15 protein-coding genes are annotated in these 16962 nt (G+C 58.7%); 9 read left to right on the forward strand and 6 right to left on the reverse strand.

Translation table 11 applies throughout. The annotated features are described in order from the left end of the window. Positions 1-11 precede the first annotated feature (11 nt). From fliI to fliF, 4 genes are read right to left on the reverse strand one after another with little or no spacing between them, the layout of a single operon-like run. Entirely contained in the window at positions 12-1406 is a 1395-nt protein-coding gene (gene fliI, locus IHV84_RS08490; protein ID WP_198846537.1) for a flagellar protein export ATPase FliI, read from the reverse strand. Continuing rightward, positions 1396-2139, reverse strand: coding sequence for a flagellar assembly protein FliH (locus tag IHV84_RS08495; protein WP_198846609.1), 744 nt, complete (start codon positions 2137-2139; stop codon positions 1396-1398). Before IHV84_RS08495 ends, fliI begins: the two co-directional genes overlap by 11 nt. Next, on the reverse strand, positions 2123-3118 hold the full coding sequence (fliG, locus tag IHV84_RS08500) for a flagellar motor switch protein FliG (protein WP_044402246.1): 996 nt from the start codon (positions 3116-3118) through the stop codon (positions 2123-2125). The genes IHV84_RS08495 and fliG overlap by 17 nt, the downstream gene beginning before the upstream one ends. Positions 3119-3147: 29 nt before the next feature. Beyond that, the gene (gene fliF, locus IHV84_RS08505) at positions 3148-4833 is read right to left on the reverse strand and encodes a flagellar basal-body MS-ring/collar protein FliF (RefSeq protein WP_198846610.1); all 1686 of its coding nucleotides are present in this window, start codon (positions 4831-4833) and stop codon (positions 3148-3150) included. Positions 4834-5007: 174 nt separating this feature from the next. Here fliF and fliE point away from each other — a divergent pair, with 174 nt between their 5' ends. Next, positions 5008-5319, forward strand: a complete 312-nt coding sequence (fliE, locus tag IHV84_RS08510) for a flagellar hook-basal body complex protein FliE (protein WP_198846538.1) — start codon at positions 5008-5010, stop codon at positions 5317-5319. Positions 5320-5423: 104 nt separating this feature from the next. On the opposite strand, the gene IHV84_RS08515 is transcribed toward fliE, so the two are convergent. Both IHV84_RS08515 and fliS read right to left on the reverse strand, forming a co-directional pair. Then, positions 5424-5747 (reverse strand): flagellar protein FliT, encoded by a 324-nt coding sequence (locus IHV84_RS08515; protein ID WP_233099909.1) that lies wholly within the window; start codon positions 5745-5747, stop codon positions 5424-5426. A gap of 8 nt (positions 5748-5755) precedes the next feature. Continuing rightward, positions 5756-6160, reverse strand: a complete 405-nt coding sequence (fliS, locus tag IHV84_RS08520; protein WP_198846539.1) for a flagellar export chaperone FliS — start codon at positions 6158-6160, stop codon at positions 5756-5758. Between the two features lie 471 nt (positions 6161-6631). Between fliS and IHV84_RS08525 the strand changes: the two genes are divergently transcribed. The 8 genes from IHV84_RS08525 to cheY all read left to right on the forward strand — a co-directional run bounded on the left by IHV84_RS08525 (position 6632) and on the right by cheY (position 16961). Then, on the forward strand, positions 6632-7492 hold the full coding sequence (locus IHV84_RS08525) for a flagellin (protein ID WP_198846540.1): 861 nt from the start codon (positions 6632-6634) through the stop codon (positions 7490-7492). 146 nt (positions 7493-7638) lie between these two features. After that, on the forward strand, positions 7639-9075 hold the full coding sequence (gene fliD, locus IHV84_RS08530; protein WP_198846541.1) for a flagellar filament capping protein FliD: 1437 nt from the start codon (positions 7639-7641) through the stop codon (positions 9073-9075). A 176-nt stretch (positions 9076-9251) separates the two neighbouring features. Next, positions 9252-10127, forward strand: coding sequence for a flagellin (locus IHV84_RS08535; RefSeq protein WP_198846542.1), 876 nt, complete (start codon positions 9252-9254; stop codon positions 10125-10127). A 35-nt stretch (positions 10128-10162) separates the two neighbouring features. Continuing rightward, positions 10163-13828, forward strand: a complete 3666-nt coding sequence (locus IHV84_RS08540; protein ID WP_198846543.1) for a glycosyltransferase — start codon at positions 10163-10165, stop codon at positions 13826-13828. A 5-nt stretch (positions 13829-13833) separates the two neighbouring features. Continuing rightward, entirely contained in the window at positions 13834-14622 is a 789-nt protein-coding gene (locus IHV84_RS08545) for a TylF/MycF/NovP-related O-methyltransferase (RefSeq protein WP_052520975.1), read from the forward strand. A 78-nt stretch (positions 14623-14700) separates the two neighbouring features. After that, positions 14701-15561, forward strand: coding sequence for a flagellar motor stator protein MotA (gene motA / locus IHV84_RS08550; protein WP_044396637.1), 861 nt, complete (start codon positions 14701-14703; stop codon positions 15559-15561). Positions 15562-15573: 12 nt separating this feature from the next. Then, positions 15574-16506, forward strand: a complete 933-nt coding sequence (motB, locus tag IHV84_RS08555) for a flagellar motor protein MotB (protein ID WP_198846544.1) — start codon at positions 15574-15576, stop codon at positions 16504-16506. Positions 16507-16574: 68 nt separating this feature from the next. Continuing rightward, positions 16575-16961: a chemotaxis response regulator CheY gene (gene cheY, locus IHV84_RS08560; protein ID WP_066692949.1), complete on the forward strand. Its 387-nt coding sequence runs from the start codon at positions 16575-16577 to the stop codon at positions 16959-16961. Position 16962: the final 1 nt, after the last annotated feature.

Genomic DNA, 16962 nt, shown 5'->3' on the forward strand with positions numbered 1-16962 from the left:
CTTTCTGAAAGCTAACTCTCAAGTACTGCCGCAATGGCCGCAATGCTCTGATCCATAGAAGCAGCGTCAAACATGTCTTGCTGGAGGCATGCCGCCATCTGCGGCTGCAAGCGTATGGCTTCGTCCAATGCAGGGTCAGAGCCGCTCATGTAGGCCCCCACTTGCACCAGATCACGACTTTTCTGATAGCGGGAGTAGACAGCACGAAAGCGACGAGCTAGATCGAAATGCTCACGCGACACCACGTTGTGCATCACACGGGATGCCGACTGCTCGATATCAATCGCCGGGAAATGGCCTGACTCTGCGAGTGCCCGGGATAAAACGATGTGTCCATCGAGAATGGCGCGTGCTGAGTCTGCAATCGGATCTTGCTGGTCGTCACCTTCAGACAGCACGGTATAAAACGCTGTAATTGATCCCACTCCATGCAATCCATTGCCACTGCGCTCGACCAACTGAGGCAACTTGGCAAAACAAGATGGGGGATAGCCCTTGGTGGCTGGCGGCTCGCCAATGGCCAGCGCAATTTCACGCTGCGCCATGGCGTAGCGGGTCAGCGAATCCATCAGCAGCAGCACATGCTTGCCTTTGTCCCTGAAATGCTCAGCCACCGCAGTGGCGTAGGCTGCTCCTTGCATGCGCAGCAGAGGTGGAGCATCAGCGGGGGCAGCAACCACGACAGAGCGGGCACGACCATCTTCACCCAAAATATCTTCGACAAACTCCTTGACCTCGCGCCCCCGCTCGCCAATGAGTCCCACCACGATCACATCCGCACGGGTGTAACGGGCCATCATTCCAAGCAATACGCTCTTGCCAACCCCAGAGCCCGCAAACAGGCCCAGACGTTGGCCACGCCCAACCGTCAACAACGCGTTGATCGCACGAACGCCAGTATCCAAAGGCTCCCGTACAGGATCCCGATCCATGGCATTGATCTGACGACGATCCATGGGTTCCGCCACCACATCCTGCACGGGCCCCCCATGATCCAGCGGAAGCCCCTGTGCATCCACCACACGGCCCAGCAACCCATCGCCCATCGGTAAGCGCAAGACACCTGCGCGTGCTACAGGCTTGGCGACCTCCCCTAGTCGAGGGGGCGGAATGTAGGGCGCGGCAGGCGTCACGCTGGCGCCACTGGACAGACCATGAATGTCGCCAGCGGGCATCAAAAATGCCTTGTCGGCAGAGAAACCTACGACCTCTGCCAGCACTGGGGTATGTCCAGGCATCTGAACCATGCACTGCGAGCCCACGGGTACCCGAATTCCTGCCGCCTCCAATACCAAGCCCGTCAGGCGCGTCAAGGTCCCGCGTGTCTCCAGAGGCACGCCGGCACGGACACGCTCACGAGCATCACTCATGAAACGCTCCCAGGAAGAAGCAGGCTCAATTGCCATGGCTATCGGCCTCTTGTTTTGCCTCTTGCCAGGGGCTCTGCAACCCCAGCGCCGCTACAGCCCTCTCCCAACGCTTGGATACCGATGCATCCACCACTGTTCCGCCAGACTCAACCAAGCAGTCTCCCGATGGAACTGCGGCATCGGGGAGCCACTGAACGGAGGCGCTTTCGGTCATAGCTTGCAAGGGCTGCTGAACTGCAGCCAAGTCTGCAGGATTGAGCCGCACCACGGCAGGGCGACCTTCTGCAATCAGCATGGAAACAGCCTCTCGCACCGCAGGCAAAAGAACCTGCGGGTTGCAAGAGAGCTCCTGCCGAACGACCTGACGAGCAATATCGCACGCAAGAGCCAACACATCCTGAGCCATTTGCTGCTGCATGCCAGCCATGGAGGACTCCATGGACCTTGATACAGACAGCAGACTTTGGGCCAATTCCTGGCCTTGCTGGGCGACATAGTCGTCCATGCGACGCTGCCACTCCAGAGCAGTCTCCGCCTGGCCCTGAGCAAAGCCCTTGGCGTAAGCGTCATCGCAGGCTTGTTGAACCAAGGCTAACTGCGCCGCCTCATCAAACACCGGCTCTTCGGGCAAGGCCACAGGTTCTGGCTCAGGCTCCGGTGGCAGCAGGTCGGAGCCATCCACCGCACCGAATTTCCATTGCGTGACAGCGCCCACCTCCTCACTGGGGATGAAGCGTGAGTAATGACGATGATTAGACGAAGGCATCATCACCACCACCGCCAATCACAATCTGGCCTTCGTCCGACAAACGACGCACTGTCTTGAGAATTTCCTTCTGCTGTGCTTCCACTTCCGAGAGACGCATGGGGCCACGCGACTCGAGATCCTCGCGTAGGGCCTCGGCAGCGCGGGAAGACATATTGGAGAGGAATTTTTCGCGCAACTCCGGTACTGCGCCCTTGAGCGCAACAATAAGGGTTTCGGAAGCGACTTCCTTGAGCACGATCTGGATGGATTTGTCGTCCAGCTTGAGGATGTCCTCGAAGACAAACATCTTGTCCATGATCTTCTGGGCCAGGTCGGGGTCGTAACCACGGATGGACTCGAGCACCACAGCATCCATGTTGCCGCCCAGCAAATTGATGATTTCTGCGGCAGCCTTGACACCGCCCAAAGAGCTCTTGCGGATCTTGTCTCCGCCCGCAAGCACTTTGAACAGCACTTCGTTCAGATCTTTCAAAGCCGTTGGCTGAATACCTTCCAGCGTCGCCACCCGCAGCAACACTTCACTGCGCTGACGGTCCGACAACTGCTGCAGGATGCCTGCGGCCTGCTCGGAATCCAGATGTACAAGAATGGCTGCAACGATTTGTGGGTGCTCATTGCGCAGCAGCTCTGCCACCGACAACGGATCCATCCACTTCAGGCTTTCAATGCCAGAAACATCTCCGCCCTGCAAGATACGGTCAATCAGCAACGATGCCTTGTCATCGCCAAGGGCACGGCGGAGCACAGAACGCACGTAATCGCCCGTGTCAGAAACCAGGAGGCTCTGCGCAGAAGCAGCATCAGAGAAGCGGTTAATCACGCGGTCAACCTTCTCGCGCGAGACCGACTTCATGCGCGCGATGGTCTCTCCAAGCTTCTGCACCTCCTTGGGAGAAAGATGCTTGAATACTTCCGCCGCCTCCTCTTCGCCAAGAGACATCAGCAGAATCGCCGCGTCGTTCAGACCTTCTTCATCCATGAGACATCATCCATTCAGTCACAGGCGCCTCAAGCGGCATCGCCGTGCACCCAAGTTTTCAGGATATTAGCCACAGCCACTGGATTGGCCTTGGCCAATACCCGAGCCTCTTCCAGCCGGAGTTGCTCTGGAGTGACCTCCACAACCTCATCCTTCTTGGAGGGAGCAGGGAGTGCAGGCCGATCTGGCTCATCCGCTTCCAGCGCGCTGAGCTGACCACCCGCCACAGGAACTGCTTCAGCAGGTTTGGCAGTGCCCTTCAGTGCAGGCCTTACCAATCCCAGCAGAACCAAAGCGGCAAACAACACGGCACCCAAAGGCCAAGCAAAGGTTTTAGCCAACTCAATCGTCTCAGGCTGCTTCCACAGTGGTACAGCAGCTGCTGGAGCCTCAGAAGTCAGGAAAGGCGTATTCATCAGATTCACGGAATCTCCACGCTCCTTGTTGAAGCCAATGGTTTCACGCACCAAACCCGTCATCTGTTCGATCTGCTCAGGGGTAAGCGGCTTGGGCGATGCGCCACCCTTCTCCTCGGCCAGGGCTTGATAGTTGACAACCACAGCAGCACTCAGGCGCTTGATGGCCCAGTTATTACCACGGGTCACCTTCACCGTCTTGTCCACTTCGTAGTTGGTGGTGGACTCGCGCTTGCTGGTGCTCTCCTCGGCACCCTGTTGCCCACCCGCTGTGGGCGCCGGATTGGCTCCATTGACAGGCGCAGCAGACGGAGTGGGCGGCTGATTGGCCACAGCGCCAGGCACACCCGTTGCAGTTTTATTGGCAGTACCGCTGCTCTCAAGCACCTGCTGGCTACGAATGGCGCCAGAGTCTGGGGTCTGGTTGGGGCGGAATTGCTCTGAAGTCGATTCTGTTCGGCTGAAGTCCAGCTCTGCGCTGACCTGGGCCTTGACATTGTTGCGCCCAACCACAGGCTCCAAAATCTCCATGATGCGGCGAGCGTACTGCTGCTCGATCTGCTGCACGTACAACAGCTGTTGAGCATTAATGCCTTCTTCCCCCGCAGCATCGGGAGACTGCGACAACAGCTTGCCTGTGTCGTCCAGCACACTGACCGCCGAAGGGGCAAGCTCTGGGACGCTGGAGGCAACCAGGTGAACAATGCCTGCCAACTGGGCTCGATCCAGTATGCGCCCCGGATGCAAACTCACCAAAACCGATGCCGATGGTTTTTGCTGCTCCCGGAAAAAACCGTTCTGATTGGGCAGCGCCAGATGCACCCGCGCCCCTTGCACTGATGACAGCGCCTGGATGGAGCGCGTCAATTCACCCTCAAGCCCGCGTTGAAAGTTGAGCCGTTCCTGAAACTGCGTCATCCCAAACCGGTTTGTCTCCATCAACTCAAATCCGGTCACCGAACCACGGGGTAAGCCCTGCGTAGCAAGCCGCAGTCGCACATCGTGCACCCTCTCGGCGGGGATGAGGATTGCCCCGCCCCCATCCGCGTGCTTGTAAGGCACGTTCATTTGCGACAACTGGGCAACGATGGCTCCACCATCCTTATCGCTCAGGTTGGAGAAAAGTACTTTGTAGTCAGGCTGACGGCCCATCACCATGGCTGCAACCGCAGCAACCACCAACAACGCGATGCCAGCACCCAGGCGCATGCGCTGACTACGGTCCAGCGCAGACAACCGCTGCAGCCAATTGGGGCTCGCAGAAGGAGGTGTAACAGGGACTTCAGCAACAGCAGACATCTTGCTTTCCAATGTGAGAGGCTCGGCAGAGACCTAGCGTTGGGCCGATTATTGGGGGGAGCGCCACACCATGTTGACCCGATAAGCCCCGCATTTGTCCATCTATTTCACAGGATGGCTCGCTGCGCCCTCGATAGGATCACAGCGTACCTCAATCCCTTTACGGACACTGCCATGGACCTTCGCATCTCCAGTTCCACCGCCCCCCTGTCGGGCGCCGGCCTGGCGCGCCGCGCTGCCACGCCGCAGGCAGAGGGTAATGAAGTCGGCTTCTCCAGTGCGCTGAAGGGAGCCCTACAGTCGGTAAGCGCAGCCCAGAATCACTCTTCCGCGCTTCAACGAGAAGTCCAGATGGAGAACCCCTCCGTAAGCCTGGAAGAAACCATGGTCGCGATTCAGAAAGCCCAAGTTGGCTTCCAAGCGACTCTGCATGTGCGCAACCGCATGGTGCAAGCCTATACAGACATCATGAACATGCAGGTCTGACCAAAAAGCTTCCGCCCTCTCGTCACAGCAAACATAAAAAAAGCGCTTGCATTGCAAGCGCTTTTTTATTTGGAGATCACATCCCCCCGCCATGGAGGTATGCGTCAATGCATCATCTGAGGCTGCCCCTCAAACAAGTGCTCAAACTGGGCAAGCCAAGGCTCAGCAAGGCAACGAATCTGGGCATCGTTACGCAAAATACGCTGCATGATGCGGGTCTTTTCACGGCGATGCTCAGGCAGCAATTCGTGCTCCTGGGACTTGAAACGCAGCTGCTCGATCAGTACGGCACAGGCGCCCTCATAGCGCACCACACCATCCCAATCCTTCAGTTTCGCAGCTTCCAACATTTTTGCGCTGCTGTCTTCGATGGCTTTGTAGTAGTCAATCAGCATTTCAGGCCCAGTTTTATCAATGATTGTTGGCATGTTCCGACTCATGTGTGCACCTGGTTTCCAATCTCGCTCCATCCGTCCATCACGGGCTGCAGCGCATTGAGCACTTCATCTATCGCGGTCGCATCATTCTGTGCGTTGGCCTGGGTTAGACGCACAAGGCAGTACGAATACAGTTTGTGCAAATTCTCTGCCAGCGCACCCCCGGCCTGCATATCCAAGCCGGAAATCAGGCCCTCGTCCAGCAAGCGAGCAGCCTTGCTGATAAAGCGCACCTTGGCAGTCACATCTTTACGCACGATGGCATCCTTCGCAACAAGGAGACAGGTTCGCAGTTCCGTGAACAGAAGCCCGATCAGCTGGTGGGGCGAGGCGCTCATGACCTGGGAATTCAAGTCCACCTGCCGGTAAGCAGCAGATGCTCTGGCGCTGGGATGGGAGTACATGTGAAAACTTTCCATTTCTTGGTGTGCTGACCCAGTTATCGGCAAGTACGCACCCAAATTAAGACTCCGATCGCAAATAAGCACTCTGACAGCAAAAAGGCATTGGCACGATTCAACGCTCCGTGTACATCTGTGGATTCAGGCGGTCGACGGCGCAAATATTCGCGATCGCGCAGCTGTTGCTGCTTTTTACGCCTTGCAGCCCGTGCTTAACCACAGCGCCCACGTCTGCTTGAATCGTACAAAACATGCCCAAACCGACCCGATTCTCCACGCTTGAGCGGCATGCCATCTCACGAACAAGCAGCCAAAGCGCTGCCATGTCCGGCCTTTTTGATCTGATCACCCTAAAGTTTCCCGCCCAGCACCCGAAAACTCCATCAACGAGCATCGAGTGACTCGTTGCCAGATGCGCATAGGGCACAACTGGCACTGGATAAGAGCTAAACTTTCCTCCAAGGAGCTTTCCCCATGGCCATGACCATCAACACCAACGTTGCTTCTCTCAACGCCCAGCGCAACACCGCCGCCAACAGTGCCAGCCTGAGCACCACCATGCAGCGCCTGTCATCGGGCCTGCGCATCAACAGCGCCAAGGACGACGCCGCCGGCCTGGCCATTGCCGACCGCATGAACACCCAGGTGCGCGGCATGAACGTGGCCGTGCGCAACGCCGGCGACGCCATCTCCCTGGCGCAGGTGGCCGAGGGCGGCCTGTCCACCATGAACGATATGCTGCAGCGCATGCGCGAACTGGCGGTGCAGGCCTCCAACGCGACCAACTCTGCGGGTTCCGCGGGCGATATCGCTAAATTGGACAATGAATACAAGCAACTTGGTGCCGAACTCTCTCGCATGCTGGACGCCACGCAGTTCAACGGTGAGAAAATTTTGAATGGCTCTGCGTCATACGTTTTCCAAGTCGGGGCCAATGCTGGTGCAGAGAACCAGATCACCATTGCAAACGGCGATATCAGCTTGAGTGGGAATGCCGCTTTCTCAGCGGTAGCGTCCGGTGGTGCTAGCGCTACCCTGATAACTGGCACGGCCTCTGCCAACACGGCCAATATCGCCGCGTTGGATGCTGCGATTTCAGCGGTGAACGACCGCCGTGCCTCCTTGGGCGCACTGCAAAGCCGGTTTGAAAACACCATCAGCTACCTGCGCACGGCCAGCGAGAACCAGTCCGCCGCCCGTGGCCGCATCATGGACGCGGACTTCGCCGCAGAAACCGCCAACCTGAGCCGCACACAGGTCCTGCAGCAGGCCGGCACCGCGATGATTGCCCAGGCCAACCAAGCGCCACAGCAAGTGCTGGCCCTGCTGCGCTGATGGCAAGCCCTGCAAGGCAGGCCTGAGAACCAAGCCGGGGGCCCACAAGCACCCGGCTTTTTTCACTTTTCAGCGCGAATGGCGCGGCGTAAGATGGGCCCACAAAGCCCGTCGGCAAACAACTTCACCTGGCACAGGAGCAAAACATGGCCTCTATTTCATCTCCCGGCATCGGTAGCGGCCTGGATGTCAATACCATCGTCAGCCAGATGATGGCCGTGGAAAAGCGCCCGCTGCAGCTGCTGCAAACCAGTGCCAGCAGCCTTGATGCCAAGATTTCCTCCTACGGCCAAGTCAAATCCGCCCTGTCGGCGCTGTACGACGCAGCCAACGGCCTGATGGGTTCGTCCGTTTGGCAGAGCAAGCAGTTCGCCACCACCGACAAGGATGCCGTCACCGGCTCGGTGTCCACGGCGGCCGTGGCTGGCAATTTTTCCCTTCAGGTCACGGCGCTCGCCAGCAGCCAGTCTTTGGCGTCTGGCAGCTTCGCAAGCGGCGCCGTGATGGGATCCGCAGGAACACTCAGCCTGCAAACAGGGCGTTGGGACGCAGTCGGCACCGGCTTCACGGCCGCAGGAGCAAAGGTGGATATCTCGATCGCAGCCACCGATACGCTGGCCGACGTTGCCGGCAAGATCAACGGTGCGAACGCCGGGGTTTCGGCCGTGGTGGTAAAAGGCACCAACGGCGACCAATTGCTTGTGCGCGGCACCAAAACGGGACAGGAAAACGGGTTTTCTATGTCCGTACTCGACGATGGCACCCCACCTGCGCCCCCCGCGCCGGGCAGCGCCCTGAACAAGCTGGTCTATGACCAGGCATCCGTTTCCGCAGCGCAGGCGGGAATCATGTCGCGCACGGTGACGGCCAGTGACGCCACTTTCACCATCAATGGTATTGAGGCCACATCAGCCACCAACACCGTGGCCGATGTGGTGCCAGGCGTCACGCTCAATCTACTCAAAACCACCACCACTCCGGTGGAAGTCACCGTCAGTGCCGACAAAAAGGCTGTGCGCGACAAAGTTGAGGCCTTTCAGCAGGCCTACAACAAAATCAACACCCTGCTCGCCGATCTGACACGCTACGACCAGAGCAGCAAGACAGCACAGCCCCTGCAAGGTGACAGCACGGCCACCGGGCTACAAAATGCATTGCGCGGCTTGCTTGGACGGCCCGATGCCACTGGTACCTACTTCACCAATGTGGGGCTGGAGTTGCAACGCGATGGTTCGCTGAGCATCAACGCAGGCAAGCTGGATGCCGCACTGAACGATCTGCCAAAGCTGGAGCAGACCCTGACCGCCAGCACCGGCAATGCAGCCACTGACGGCCTTGTGACGCGCATGCGCGACTTCGTATTTGGTGCCAACGGTGTCGAAGGCAACATCACCGGCCGCAGCAAGGCCCTGGAAGCCGCCAAGAAACGCAACCAAAGTGAGCAAGAAACAATGAGCCTACGCCTGGAGCAACGGCAGAAAAATATGCTCAAGCAATACCAGGCCCTGGATGCAAAGCTGGGAAGCATGGGTTCGCTCAACTCCTTCATGACATCACAAATCAGCCAATGGAATAAGAGCTGACCACCCCAAAAAAGCCAGTAAAAGCCAGTAAAAGCCCCGTTCATCGGGGCTTTTTTTTGCAGCGAGCCCGCCAGAATTGCCCTTAACACCCGGCAAGTCATGAGGCACGGTCGCAGCCGACTGATCGCATGTATCCGAGTGGAAAGCTATTTCTTCGAAATTGAAGGAGCCCCTCCATGTCCATGACCATCAACACCAACGTTGCTTCTCTCAACGCCCAGCGCAACACCGCCGCCAACAGTGCGAGCCTGAGCACCACCATGCAGCGCCTGTCATCGGGCCTGCGCATCAACAGCGCCAAGGACGACGCTGCCGGCCTGGCCATTGCCGACCGCATGAACACCCAGGTGCGCGGCATGAACGTGGCCGTGCGCAACGCCGGCGACGCCATCTCCATGGCGCAAGTGGCCGAGGGCGGCCTGTCGGGCATGAACGATCTGCTGCAGCGCATGCGCGAACTGGCGGTGCAGGCCTCCAACGCGCCCAACTCTGTGGGTTCCGCGGGCGATATCGCCAAGCTGAAGAACGAATATGACCAATTGGGCAAGGAACTCGGCCGCATGCTTGATGCCACCCAGTTCAACGGTGAGAAGATCCTGAACACGAATGCTAATTATGTATTCCAGGTCGGAGCCAATGCTGGTGCAGAGAACCAGATCACCATTGCAAACGGCGATATCAGCTTGAGCGGTATCACTGATTTCACCAACGTCATGGGCTCCGGCGGGACAGCAGCTCCAGCGTCTAGCCTGGATACCGCAGTTGCAGCCGACAACACCGCCATCATCGGCGCCCTGGACAATGCAATTTCCGCGGTGAATGACCGCCGTGCCTCCTTAGGCGCCCTGCAAAGCCGGTTTGAAAACACCATCAGCTACCTGCGCACGGCCAGCGAGAACCAGTCCGCCGCCCGTGGCCGCATCATGGACGCGGACTTCGCCGCAGAAACCGCCAACCTGAGCCGCACACAGATCCTGCAGCAGGCCGGCACCGCGATGATTGCCCAGGCCAACCAGCAGCCCCAGAGTGTGCTGAAGCTGCTGCAGGGCTGATGCCCGGGCGGCCACAAACACTCCACAAACGCCACATGCCACAGTCTTCGTCCGCCCATCCCTCGCCTTATTACATCCACGCCCCACAGGGGCTGGATGAGGGCTCGACCTTCACGGCGCAGCTTCATATGCTGTGCCACCAGCTCAACCGGGCGGGCTACCCCGCTTACCTGGCTTCTGCTCCCACGGTGTACGGCATGTGGTGGACGCCCATCCTCACGCCCCAGACAATGGCTGCGCACCACATGGCGGGGCTGACGCCGATTTCCATCCAGCTGCAGGCAGGCGGCGACCCCATGCTGCCAGGCCTGCAAGTGCGCTTCGAACCCGCACTGCAAAACGACGGCTCTGCGGACGCGTGTGCGCGGCTGCACTTCAGCATGCCCGGGGCCCTTGCCACCACCACTGAGCGCTACACCCTCAAGGCCAGCCTGCCCTGGTTTGACACAGCGCTGCTTGATCGTGAGCCGGATACAGTGCAGCGCACAGGTTCACTCGTGTATTCTGGGCATCTGCCCGGCCCGCAATTCAAACTGCGGCCTGAACACGAGGCCCTGACAGACGTGTCGCCCTTCGCCCAACAGCGGATGGGCGCTAAGGAGCGCTGGCGGTTGCTGGCCGAAGCAGAGGTGCTATTTGCCTATGCGGCGGGCAGCATAGTCACGGAGGCTCGCATCTTGGGATGCCAGGTGGTGTATGTCGCCAACGACCACCAACTCCAGAATCTGCCCCAGCACCCGCTGGAGACCTGGGGTACGAGCCTGAATACGCCGCAGACGCCCCTGGATTCGCGGGACTACAGTCCGCAGGCATTGCGGGAGACGCTGTGTGCACTCATGCAGGACGCGCCCACTTTGCTGCACCGCCTGATTGAAACCACGCAGGCGGCAGCCGCTGTACTGCCCCCGCAGCTGGTGTGGAGCGCGCACCAGCTACACAGGCTGGAAGATCTGCTGCCCTCGACGCCTGAGGGCCGCGCCGCCCGTGCTGATGCACAAGCCACTGACCAGCTCTGCAAGTCATATGAGGCTTGGAAAGTCAAGGCCGCTCCTACCGAGATTTATAGCGACATTTGCGCCGAACTCCTTAACTCCGGCAAAGTGCGGCCACCCACAGTGCACCTCTTCAGTCATGGCCGCGATCAGAGCACCTTGGCCGACACCATGGACGAACTGGGCAAGAGCTGGCTGCCCCCTCGACGTATCGTTATCCATGCCGATGTGGCAGCACCCTTTACTCCAGAGGAGTTGGGAAGTGACGTGCAGTGGATGGGGCCGGGCGAAGCCAGGCCTTCAACGATGCCGAACTACGATGGTGATGAATGGGTCATCCTGCTGGATGCCGGCACCCGGCTGGAGCCGTACACGCTGATAGAACTATTGGCCTGCGCCCACCACCATAACGGTGCTCGCATGGTTTATGCGGCGCACGACGTGGCCCTGTCAGCGGACAAGCACTTGCCGCACTTCACGGGCGGCACCAACCTAGAATGGCTGCGTGGAACCAACTACCTCGGCGGCGTCGTGGCGGTGCGCTGTGCTGACTGGATGAAGTTGCCAGATCCAGGCCGCTTCGCATCGGCCTACCGTCTAGCACTGCGCAGCAGTGCTATCAACGGAGCTGCTAGTCTGCATTACGTGGATCAGGTGCTGTCCCATTCCGCTCCCCAGCTGACGACCCAACAGGAGGCGCAGGAGTTCTGCGTCGCCCAGGAGGAGTTGCAACAGCTGTACCCTGGCACGGAGCTGATCGCCAGCAGCATGCTCGGATGCTGGACGGTTCAATATCCCGACCCTGGAACGGCGCTGTCGTTGATCATTCCGACAGGCAAGCAGCAGGGCTATCTGCGGGCACTGTTGCAGTCTTGTATCCGCTATTACCCGACTGGCGTTTTCGAAGAAGCGCTGCTGCTGGTGCAAGACGATGATCTGCCGTCGATGCAGCAATTCGTGCAGAGCTGGCCCCATGCCAACACGTTGCCTTTGCGCCTACTGCCTACAGGAGGCGGCGCATACAACCACGCCCGCAGCATCAACCTGGGGCTGCGCGCAGCCCACACCGAGCTGGTGGTTGTGTGCGACGACGACATTGAATGGCTGGACGCACAGGCTCTGCCTGCGCTGCGTCGGTTTTTCACGCAGGAGTCGGTGGCCCTCGCGGCCCCCCGGCTGGTACTGCAAAAGGATCGCTTCCCCCTGGTGATGGCCGGCCCGCATGTGGCAGGCGAGGGTGCACTGCTGCAAAACTACGTGGGGGAACGCCAGGGCCTGACGGAGCGCGGACTCCACAACCGACTGCAAATGGCACAGGACGTCATCGGCGTGCACGCCTCGTGCTGGATGGCGCGCCGCAGTGCCGTGTTAGCGGCAGGTGCCCTGGACGAAGTTGGCACGCCGATCTTTCAGTCAGTTACCGACTTGGGCTACCGTCTGCAGCAGTCGGGGTGGCGGCTGGTCTGGGCGCCCCAGGCCAATGCTTTGCACGCTGGCGGCATGACTGTGAATGCAGTGCGCCGAGACCCCGCGCAGGCACTGGCTCTCTCGCAGGCAGCCATGGCAGAGGCGCACCAACTACGTAATCGTTGGCTGCCCTTCGTAGGCCAGCATCCGATCTACAGCAAGCATCTTTCAGGTAGCAAACCTTATACCTTGGACATGCACCTGGCGAACCGCTGGAGCCAGGACTACCGAACCAGGCCCAGGGTGCTGGCCCAGCCAATTTCCAGCGGGTCGGGGCAGTACCGCGTGATCGAACCGCTAGACGCACTGCAAATGCGCAGCATGGCCGAGACCTGCGTGGTGGCGCCCCCAAAGTCGGGAAAACCCGACCGCCGGGTCCTGACCCCTCTGGACGTAGCGCGGTTCAAACCAGACCGCATCCTGGTACAGCACTCCATTTCAGACCAGGACATTGCCAATCTGCGCGCCATCCGAGAAACGCACCCTCAAGCTTTCATCGTTCAACTGATGGACGATCTCACTTCGGATTTGCCCGCATCGCACCCCAACCATGTCTTCGGCCAGCGAGAGGGGCATACCCGCACATTGCAGGCGCTGGAGTTGAGCGACCGACTGATCGTTTCTACCCAGCCCTTGGCCGACTACTATGCCCCGTATTGCCGGGATATCCGTCTCGTGCCCAATGCGCTCGATCCGCAATACTGGGGCCACCTCCAGCGCACACCACAGCCCCGCGAACGGCTGCGCGTTGGGTGGGCTGGCGCCGCTCAGCACCTGGGCGATCTTCGTCTGGTGGAGCGCGTGGTGCAAACACTGGCGGATGAGGTGGACTGGGTTTTCATGGGCATGTGCCCAGACGAGCTACGCCCTTACATCAAAGAGTTTCACGGCTTCGTCTCTTACAAGGACTATCCAGCCAAACTGGCCAGCCTGGACCTCGACATCGCTATCGCGCCGCTAGAAAACAACCTGTTCAACGCGTGCAAAAGCAACCTTCGGTTGCTGGAGTACGGAGCAATGGGCTGGCCGGTGGTGTGCTCGGACGTATATCCCTATCAAACCATGGACCCACCCGTACTGCGGGTCCCTGACGACGAGGGCGCATGGCTCGCTGCCTTGCGCCGCCTGATTAAAGACCCTGGCTTTCGTCGCGCACAAGGCCAAGCGCTACATGATTGGCAGCAGCAACACTATCTTTTGGGAAATCACGTGGATGCTTGGTTCCACGCCATTTTTGAGTAACCGCTATGTCGAATACAAAACTTCCGCCTCTGCCCGACCTGCCGATGGACCGGCTGGTGAATTTCTCCACCACAGTTTCGTGGGGTATCACTGACCCGCAACGCTTCCAGCAACTGATGGACGAAGCCAAGTCTCTTGTGACTGGAGGCTACTACCTCGGAGACAACTTATTCACGTGGTGCCGCAACAATTCTGCATTGGAAGACCCTGCCTTCATTCGTGCTCTTCAGACCAATGTCCAAAACTCCTCGGACGAAGCGATCGCTTGGCGGCGCTATCTCTTGGCATGCAGCGCCTCACATGCGATTCATTTGAACGGCGACTTTGTAGAGTGCGGCGTGTATTTGGGGACCGGCATTAAAACTGTGATTGACTACTTCGGCAAAGATCGTTTCGACAAAAAATTTTGGGGCTATGACACCTTTGACTACCACCCAACCAAAGGGCACGATTTCGAAGAGCAGCGCAACGGTTTGTTCCAGAAAGTAAAGGAAAGATTTGCAGAGTATTCAATGGTGCGCCTGATTCAGGGCCTGCTGCCAGAGTCCTTCCAACAAGGTTGCCCTGAAAGAATCTCCTTTTTGCACATCGACTTGAACAATGCAGAAGGTGAGATCGCCTCATTGGATCATCTTTGGGATCGTGTCGTCCCCGGAGGTTTGGTCATCTTGGACGACTATGAATGGGCCGGCATTTATCGCGAGCAAAAACGCGCAGAAGATAGGTGGTTCCAAGATCGAGGTTACCGAGTTTTCCCATTACCTACCGGACAAGGTTTCTTAATTAAACGTTGAACCACCCGCATCACGACTAAGCGGTTATTCATTAAGTTACATTCAGAGCGCCGCTTCACACTCTCGCACTTCCGTCCTATGTTCGTCATCATCGGCTACGTCGTCAGCATGGTCTGTATCTTCGGCGTGTACATCGTTCACGGCGGGAACATCCAGGTCATCCTGAAAGCCCTTCCCTTTGAGATGATCACCATAGGGGGTAGTGCCCTGGGCGCGTTTGTGGTCAACAACCAGCCCAAGGTGCTCAAGGCCACGCTCAAAGCGATTCCGCAGGCGCTCAAGGGAAGCAAGTACACCAAGGCACGCTACATGGAACTGCTGGCGATGCTGTACGAGATCCTTCAAAAAGCCCGCAAAGAAGGCCTGATGGCGATTGAAAAAGACGTGGAAGCGCCCCACGAATCCGAAATCTTCAAAAAATACCCCGTGGTGGGCAATGACCACCATGTGATCGAGTTCACCACCGACTACCTGCGCATGATGGTGTCTGGCAACCTGAACTCGCACGAGATCGAGGCGCTGATGGATGCCGAAATCGACACCCACCATGCAGAAGCCCATGCCCCGGTGGCGGCCATTGCCCGCCTGGCCGGCGCTCTGCCTGCGTTTGGTATCGTGGCTGCGGTGCTGGGGGTGGTGAACACCATGGGCTCGGTGGGGCAGCCCCCATCGGTACTGGGCGGCATGATCGCCTCGGCGCTGGTGGGCACGTTTCTGGGGATCTTGCTGGCCTACGGCTTCGTTGAGCCGCTGGGCGGCCTGCTGGAGCAAAAGACCGAAGATGCCGCCAAGGAATTCCAGTGCATCAAGTCCACGTTGCTTGCCAGCATGCAGGGCTACAACCCGGCCACAGCGATTGAGTTTGGCCGCAAGGTGCTGTTCTCCACAGACCGCCCCACGTTCTCAGAGCTGGAAGGCCACGTGAAGGGCAAGAAGTAAACGGATTGCGCTGTGGCAGAAAAGAAACTTCAACCCATCATCATCAAGCGCGTCAAGAAGGGCGGCCATGCCGCCCACGGCGGCGCGTGGAAGATCGCCTACGCCGACTTTGTGACGGCCATGATGGCCTTCTTTCTGCTGATGTGGCTGCTGGGCTCTACCGCCAAGGGTGAGCTACAGGGCATTTCAGACTATTTCAGTTCTCCGCTCAAAGTGGCCATGGCCGGTGGAGATGGTTCGGGCAACAGCTCCAGCGTCATCCCGGGTGGGGGCAACGACCTTTCGAAAGTGCACGGGCAGGTGCGGCGCTCTGATACAGATTCGGAAAAAGCGCGCCGCCAGAGCATTGACACTGCCAGAGCCGAGCGCGCCAAACAAGATGCCGAGCGCATCAAGACTTTGCAAGCCAAAATCGATGCGCTCATCACGGAAAACCCGCGCTTGAACGAATACAAGTCGCAAATTCGCATCGATGTGACGCCGGATGGCCTGCAAATTCAGATCGTGGACGACCAAAACCGCCCAATGTTCGACAGCGGTAGCGCGATGGTGAAGCCTTACATGCGCGACATCCTTCGGGAAATTGGCGCGGCGCTCAACGGTGTGGAAAACCGCGTGAGCCTTGCCGGTCATACCGACGCCGTGCCCTACAGCAACAGCGACCGTGGCTACAGCAACTGGGAATTGTCTTCCGACCGGGCCAATGCCACCCGCCGGGAACTGGTGGCGGCTGGCATGCCAGATGCCAAACTGGGACGGGTCGTGGGGCTCGCAGCCAGCGATCTGCTAGAACCAGACAACCCCCGGTCTGCCGCCAACCGCCGCATTACCATCACGGTATTAACGCGTGAAGCTGAAGAAAGACTCATGGGAAAAGGGATTCCCACCGTAACATCGACTGAACTGTCGATGGAAAAGCAGGAAAATCCCGGGGAGGGCAGGTAGACGTTACGCCTTGTCACAAAACCTGCCACACTTGACAATATCAGACATTTCGACCGAAAGGGTCCCACGTGACCACAGCCCTTCGCTTTCTCATCGTTGACGACTTCTCCACCATGCGCCGCATCGTTCGCAACCTGCTCAAGGAAAGCGGCTTTCCAGATGCCGATGAGGCAGAAGATGGCGTCGCGGCGCTCAACAAGCTGCGCAATGGCAAATTTGATTTTGTCGTCACCGACATCAACATGCCGAACATGAACGGCTTTCAGCTGCTGTCTGAAATCAAAAAAGACGACAAGCTCAAGCACCTGCCGGTTCTCATGGTTACCGCCGAGGCGCGCAAGGAAGACATCGTTGCCGCCGCCCAAGGGGGCGCTGCGGGCTACATCGTCAAGCCGTTCACCAAAGCCACTCTGGAAGAAAAAGTTCTGCTGATCCTCAAGAAAATGGGACTGTGAA

Origin of the sequence: Acidovorax sp. IB03, from assembly GCF_016406015.1 — a bacterium.
GTDB lineage: Bacteria > Pseudomonadota > Gammaproteobacteria > Burkholderiales > Burkholderiaceae_C > Acidovorax > Acidovorax temperans.

Excerpts from the sequence above, each read along its gene's own strand:
- IHV84_RS08515 (WP_233099909.1), bottom strand. The coding sequence starts at position 5,747 with ATGCCAACAATCATTGATAAAACTGGGCCTGAAATGCTGATTGACTAC.
- fliD (WP_198846541.1), top strand. The coding sequence starts at position 7,639 with ATGGCCTCTATTTCATCTCCCGGCATCGGTAGCGGCCTGGATGTCAAT.
- IHV84_RS08525 (WP_198846540.1), top strand. The coding sequence starts at position 6,632 with ATGGCCATGACCATCAACACCAACGTTGCTTCTCTCAACGCCCAGCGC.
- IHV84_RS08535 (WP_198846542.1), top strand. The coding sequence starts at position 9,252 with ATGTCCATGACCATCAACACCAACGTTGCTTCTCTCAACGCCCAGCGC.
- motA (WP_044396637.1), top strand. The coding sequence starts at position 14,701 with ATGTTCGTCATCATCGGCTACGTCGTCAGCATGGTCTGTATCTTCGGC.
- IHV84_RS08540 (WP_198846543.1), top strand. The coding sequence starts at position 10,163 with ATGCCACAGTCTTCGTCCGCCCATCCCTCGCCTTATTACATCCACGCC.
- fliS (WP_198846539.1), bottom strand. The coding sequence starts at position 6,160 with ATGTACTCCCATCCCAGCGCCAGAGCATCTGCTGCTTACCGGCAGGTG.
- fliI (WP_198846537.1), bottom strand. The coding sequence starts at position 1,406 with ATGGCAATTGAGCCTGCTTCTTCCTGGGAGCGTTTCATGAGTGATGCT.
- fliF (WP_198846610.1), bottom strand. The coding sequence starts at position 4,833 with ATGTCTGCTGTTGCTGAAGTCCCTGTTACACCTCCTTCTGCGAGCCCC.
- fliG (WP_044402246.1), bottom strand. The coding sequence starts at position 3,118 with ATGGATGAAGAAGGTCTGAACGACGCGGCGATTCTGCTGATGTCTCTT.
- IHV84_RS08545 (WP_052520975.1), top strand. The coding sequence starts at position 13,834 with ATGTCGAATACAAAACTTCCGCCTCTGCCCGACCTGCCGATGGACCGG.
- fliE (WP_198846538.1), top strand. The coding sequence starts at position 5,008 with ATGGACCTTCGCATCTCCAGTTCCACCGCCCCCCTGTCGGGCGCCGGC.
- IHV84_RS08495 (WP_198846609.1), bottom strand. The coding sequence starts at position 2,139 with ATGATGCCTTCGTCTAATCATCGTCATTACTCACGCTTCATCCCCAGT.